We start from the raw sequence: 5,991 nt of genomic DNA on the forward strand, positions 1-5,991 counted from the left end.
CGGTTGGTGAAAGCTTCCAAGTAAGTAATGCTAGTGCACCATACATAGGGATTTTCATAATAAGAAGTAATACAAAGTCGCCTTTACTGGTTACTTCCATTGCGCCTACTTTTTTAGGCTTAAAGTATGTACCGCCTTTTGGTGTATCGGTTACATTTAAGTACCAAATAATACCAAATATAACGCTTAATACACCCGTTAAACCTACTGCGTAACGCCAACCATCTTCGCCACCAAACATAAGTGCAATAATTGGCAATAACATAGCCGCTGCTGCTGAACCAAAGTTACCCCAGCCGCCATAAATACCTTCTGCTATGCCCAGCTCGTTAGCAGGAAACCATTCACTCACCATACGAATGCCCACAACAAAGCCAGCACCAATAAAGCCTAGCGCAAAACGCGCTATAGCGGCTTGTTCAAATGTGGTTGCCATAGCAAACATAAAACACGGAATACTACAGGTAATAAGTAGCGCGGCATAAACAATCCGGGGACCAAATTTATCGGTCAGCATACCCACCACAACACGGGCAGGAATAGTTAACGCTACATTTAAAATTAGTAATGTTTTAACTTGTGCCATGGTAATACCAAGCGAGCCCGCAATTGCACCTAATAAAGGAGCATGGTTAAACCATACAAAAAATGACACAAAAAAGACCATCCAACTCAGATGTAATACTTTCATTTTTCCTTTAAAGGATATTAAGTTAAATCCAGAACTCGGTTGCATGTTTATTTCCTCGTAAACGTATTATTGTTTTATAAATGCCCCACTCTTTTATATGAGTAGTAGCTCAAACTTTGTTAAATTTTAGTTAACCAAACACAGCAATTACTGAGCCACTAATTAAAAACCATATATTTCAGCTAGTTATATGTATTTATTATTTTAATGCGTTATAGTTGCACTATATGAGTGAGGGGGTAAGGGCTGTTACAGTGCAAATAAAAAGCGTTACTACTTGCTCTAGGATTTAACAAATTGGTATTGTTCAAAAAAAGTATGAGATGTTTAAAAATGCAAAAAGCACCGTTAACGTACCAACAGCAACTACGCTATTCTCGGCATATTATGCTGCCGCAGCTTGATATAGACGGACAAGAGAAACTATGGCAATCGCATGCTTTAATTGTTGGTGTGGGTGGGCTTGGATGTGCGGTAAGTCAATACTTAGCGGCATCTGGAGTTGGCACGCTTACCTTAATTGATAACGATGAAATAGACGTGACCAACCTGCAAAGGCAAATACTGTATAAAGAAAGTGATATTGGTAGCTCAAAATGCAGTGCTGCAAAAAAACAGCTTAACGCACTTAATAGTGAAATAGATATAAACACCATTGAGGCATTTTTTGATGCAAATACCTCTACAGAGCAGCTATTTAATAACATTGATATAGTAATTGATTGCTCAGATAACCTAGCAACGCGTAATGCACTTAATAGCGCCTGTTTTAAAGCTAAAGTTCCGCTAGTGTCAGGCTCTGCAATACGAATGGAAGGACAAGTCGCGTGTTTTACTATGGATGAAAACAGTCATTGTTATGGTTGTTTATCGCAATTTTTTAGTGAACAAACACAAAGCTGCTCTGAATCCGGTGTGCTCTCTCCTATTGTGGGGCTAATAGGCAGTATTCAGGCAACTGAAGCGCTAAAAATGCTTGCTGGTTTGCCAAGTGGCTTAGACAAACACTTATTGCTGGTGGATGGTTTAAGCATGGAGTTTAATCGTTTTAAAATAGCTAAAAACAGTCAATGTGCGGTGTGCAGCATTTAGTTATTCTAGATTACTGATTGTTGTATAAAGCACATCGCCCACTTTAAAGTTGTTTTTGTCCCACACTCGCCTTGAAGCCAAGCCAAACAAAGTTTGCCCGTCAACATTAAGCGTTAACTGCCACTTATTATTAATAAGCTCAGCCTGAGTTAATACCGACCTTAAAACATTACTGTGCGTTGTTTGCTCAGGCTTTAACACACTAAGCGACATTTGCTCACTTTCTATAATTAGCTTATTACTGCTATCGACAAGTGCAGGAAGCACAAAAAGCGGTTGCTCACTTTGCTGTAATTGCAGTTGATATAGCCCGTAGTCTTTATCAAATTTAACCACATCGTAATTAATTAAGCTCAGCGGTGTTTGCCTGTCGTTTGCGTAAATAGCCTTTGCAACGTGCGCACTTGCACCTTGGTTTATCACCTTACCTTTATCAAGCTGAATAAGGGTATCGCAGCAAAATAGCAGCTCTTTTAATGAGTGACTTACTATTATAAATTTAATATTAAACTTAACGGCTAACTCATTGAGTTTAGTGAGCGTTTTAAAACGCAATGACCAATCAAGCGCACTAAAAGGCTCATCAAGCATTATAAATTTTTGACCGGCAAGCAAAGTGCGCGCAAATACTACACGCTGGCGCTCGCCACCCGATAAGCTTTGTACATCACGATTTAGTAAATCTTGTAATTCAAGTGTTTTAACAACGTATTGAAGCGTTAAGCTGGTTTGCTTATTTTCGCAGTGTTTTTGTGTAAACGCTAAATTACCTGCCACATCTAAATGAGGAAACAACGGGCACGATTGCAACTGAAGCGTTATACCGCGTTTATCACTTGGCAACTCATGCACTGGCTGATTATTAATATGAACACTTTTTGCAGGCTCTAAACCACTAATACAACGCAGTAATGTTGACTTACCGGAGCCTGAAGGACCGTAAACACCCAATACATTAAACGACTCAAGCTCAAGGTTTATATCTAAATCAAAATTATTGAGTGCTTTAAAAAGGCTTAACTTAATCATGTTATTGCTTAACCCCTACAATGCTTTTATTAAACTTAAATAACAGCACTAAACAGGCAAACGAAATAGCCAGTAAAATAAGTGAAAGCTGATGCGCCGCCGTATAATTTAACGATTCAACATGGTCATAAAGCGCAATAGACACCACCTGTGTTTGCCCCTGAATATTACCGCCAATCATTAATACCAAACCAAATTCACCCAATGTATGCGCAAAGCCTAAAGCAAATGCGCTACCAATACTGGGTTTTAAAAGCGGAATAATTAAATGCACAAAGCGTTTAAATGGGCTTAATCCAAGCGCAATGGCAGCTTCGTTATAGGTTTGATTAATATGCTTAAACCCAGCCACAAGCGGCTGCATTACAAAAGGCAGCGAATAAAAAAGCGAGCCAATAACCACGCCCTGAAAACTAAACGCAAGCTGCGTACCCGTTAGCCAAAACCAAAACTGCCCAAAAGCGTGATCAGGCGAAAACAAAACAAGTAAATAAAACCCTAACAACGTAGGCGGTAGCACTAAAGGCATTGCAATTAATGCCTCTAAAAATGGTTTAAATTTACCGTTATAGCCAACGAGCTTGTAAGCCAGAGGAATACAAAAAATAAGAAGAAGTACTGCGGTTATAAAGGCAAGTTTTATAGTTAACCACAGCGCGGTTAAATCACTTTGAAGCATTGTTGTCCTTTATTCTGTAACCTAATTCAATTAACTGCTGCTGCGTAGCTTCTGCCATTAAAAATTGCATAAGTTGCTTAGCGCTAGCATGTTTTTTAGTCGAGCTAATAATAACGCCTTGTTGAATTATATCGGGATATTGATTGGTAGGCAGCACGGTATAATCTAAATATTTTTGATCTTGCGTGTTACGGTAAGCCGCCTTTAGGGATGAAACAGCCACCAGCCCTACTCCTACATTACCACTTTGCACAAACTGAAACGCATGCGTAATATTATTCCCGTACACATAATTTATTGGTTTTTTAAAATGGTTATTCGCGTAGTGCTCTGAGGCACGTCCGTATGGTGAAAAACGCGGATTAGCAATGGCTACTTTATCATTTACTTTTTCAGCTTTGGGTTGCCACAAAGCAAGTTCGCCTAACGCGTAAGTGATCAAACTACTTTGCTCGGCATAACCTTCTTTAATAAGCGATTGCGGGCGAAAATCGTCGGCCGATAAAAACACATCAAATGGCGCGCCATGCACTATTTGCGAATATAAAACACCGCTAGAAGCGGCTGATATTTTCACGTCAACATTAGGTAATGGGGATTTTTTTAGTAGGGTTTCCAATACAGTTTTAAAATTACTCGCTACGGCTACATGCAGCGTTTCTTTTGCGTTTACGCTGCACGAAAGCATGCATATCACACACAAAAAATAACCCAACCATGTATTGTAAAGCTTTGACATTATAAGTATTGTTTCAAAATAAAATGATTTAAGTAAGCAATATATATGAACGATGTTTGCAATGCACCCGGTTTATTACCAATTGAAACTGCAATACAAAATATACTTGGCACAATAACGCCTGTTAAAGACGTTGAAACCATTTCTATAATGCAAAGTGTTGATCGCGTTTTAGCAAGCGATGTTAAGTCAACTATAAACGTACCCGCTCATAACAACTCAGCAATGGATGGCTATGCGCTGTGTATTTCAGATAAAAGCTTAACCTACACACAAGTAGGCAGCGTGTTTGCAGGTCAAGTTTTTGAAGGAACACTTACCCCAGGGCAATGCGTAAGAATAATGACCGGCGCCGCCATTGCACCAGGCGCTAACTGCGTTGTAATGCAAGAAAACGCCTCGGTAGATGGCGATAAAATTACGTTCACCGCGCAACCAGAGCTAAATGAAAACGTGCGTTTTGCTGGCGAAGATATTGCTATAGACGATGTTATTTTAAAAGCAGGCGATAAATTAAAAGCCGTTGATGTGGGGTTACTTGCATCGTTAGGGATTGCCAATATAGACGTGGTGAGAACTTTGAAAATAGCCGTACTTTCTACAGGCGATGAGCTAATTGAACCTGGTCAGCCTCTTAAGCAAGGCGCTATTTTTGAAAGTAACCGCGCTGTTATTATTAGTGCGCTGCAACAAAAAAATATCGACGTGCTTGATTTAGGAATTATCCCTGATGACAAAGACCTCATCACCAATGCATTTTTAAAAGCGAATGAACTCGCCGATGCCGTAATAAGCTCAGGCGGCGTATCGGTTGGAGAAGCCGACTTTACTAAAGAAGTGCTCAACGAAATTGGCGAAATTCACTTTTGGAAAATAGCCATGAAACCAGGCAAACCTTTTGCCTTTGGTAAACTAAGTAACAGTTACTTTTTTGGCTTGCCAGGTAACCCTGTGTCGGCTGCTGTTACGTTTAATCAGTTAGTAGAGCCTGCACTGCAAAAGCTGTCGGGTCTTGGTGAAGTAAATCCTAAAATGCGATTTAACGCGGTTACTACATCCGTTATTAAAAAGCGCCCTGGCAGAGCTGACTTTCAACGCGGTACAGCAACAATTAACGAGCAAGGTGACTTAGTGGTTGCCCCGTTTAATAAACAGGGCTCGGGTGTACTTTCGTCGCTTAGTAAAGCTAACTGCTTAATTGTAGTGCCTGCGCAAAGCGGCAATATCGAAAAAGGCGCAACAGTAAGTATTGAGTTGCTATAAAGTATTGAGGTGTTATAAAGCCTAACATGCTACAGCTAACTGTATAATTTAGCTGTAGCGCTACTCTAATTTAAAATATTTTTATGTTTAGAGTTTGGATTAAACAGTTTAACTTTTCGCTACGTCCTACAAACTCTTCTTTGCTCAACCTATTAACACACTTCAGCGCATTTTTAGTCGCAAAGTATCTATCATAACTTAGGCTTCTTTCGCATTTAACACTATACGTTGAGGGCCAAGAGCCACCGGCACCCGTTGCTATGCCAACAACGTTACATGTAGCATCTATATACTGCTCCCATGCTTTTATTTGCGCTTTAACTGCATCTACTTGGTAATCATCAGTTAGTTGCGGGTAGATCTCATCCATCATTTTACTGATTTTAGTTTTGTATCTATTGCCCTCTAAATTATAAGTATTGCCCGTGTGCATTGCACCGCCTTCTGGCCAATCATCAGTACTTTGTGCAAATGCGCCAAATGATGAAATAGCAAAAG

The 5,991-nt window shown here is 39.8% G+C and carries 7 protein-coding genes; 2 read left to right on the forward strand and 5 right to left on the reverse strand.

Going from position 1 to position 5,991, the window contains the following annotated elements; genetic code table 11:
* A partial coding sequence (locus tag H5072_RS10000; RefSeq protein ID WP_182693444.1) for an MFS transporter occupies positions 1-736 on the reverse strand: 736 nt, incomplete at its 3' end.
* 288 nt (positions 737-1,024) lie between these two features.
* On the opposite strand from H5072_RS10000, the gene H5072_RS10005 reads away from it, so the two are divergent.
* Positions 1,025-1,783 carry a molybdopterin-synthase adenylyltransferase MoeB gene (locus tag H5072_RS10005; RefSeq protein WP_182693445.1) on the forward strand — a complete coding sequence of 253 codons (759 nt, stop codon included), beginning with the start codon at positions 1,025-1,027 and terminating at the stop codon, positions 1,781-1,783.
* On the opposite strand, the gene H5072_RS10010 is transcribed toward H5072_RS10005, so the two are convergent.
* The 3 genes from H5072_RS10010 to modA are packed head-to-tail and all read right to left on the reverse strand — an operon-like array spanning position 1,784 to position 4,179.
* Positions 1,784-2,812: an ATP-binding cassette domain-containing protein gene (locus H5072_RS10010; RefSeq protein WP_024595621.1), complete on the reverse strand. Its 1,029-nt coding sequence runs from the start codon at positions 2,810-2,812 to the stop codon at positions 1,784-1,786.
* A 1-nt stretch (position 2,813) separates the two neighbouring features.
* Complete coding sequence (modB, locus tag H5072_RS10015; protein ID WP_182693446.1) at positions 2,814-3,491, reverse strand: molybdate ABC transporter permease subunit; 678 nt, start codon at positions 3,489-3,491, stop codon at positions 2,814-2,816.
* Positions 3,478-4,179, reverse strand: a complete 702-nt coding sequence (modA, locus tag H5072_RS10020; protein WP_259395917.1) for a molybdate ABC transporter substrate-binding protein — start codon at positions 4,177-4,179, stop codon at positions 3,478-3,480. The genes modB and modA overlap by 14 nt, the downstream gene beginning before the upstream one ends.
* 96 nt (positions 4,180-4,275) lie before the next feature.
* Between modA and glp the strand changes: the two genes are divergently transcribed.
* Positions 4,276-5,493 carry a gephyrin-like molybdotransferase Glp gene (gene glp / locus H5072_RS10025; RefSeq protein ID WP_182693448.1) on the forward strand — a complete coding sequence of 406 codons (1,218 nt, stop codon included), beginning with the start codon at positions 4,276-4,278 and terminating at the stop codon, positions 5,491-5,493.
* A gap of 70 nt (positions 5,494-5,563) precedes the next feature.
* Here glp and H5072_RS10030 read toward each other — a convergent pair.
* Positions 5,564-5,991: hypothetical protein (locus H5072_RS10030; protein WP_182693449.1), on the reverse strand; the 428-nt coding region annotated here is incomplete at its 5' end.

The organism is Pseudoalteromonas sp. SR45-5, assembly GCF_014163565.1.
Classification (GTDB): Bacteria; Pseudomonadota; Gammaproteobacteria; order Enterobacterales; family Alteromonadaceae; genus Pseudoalteromonas; species Pseudoalteromonas distincta.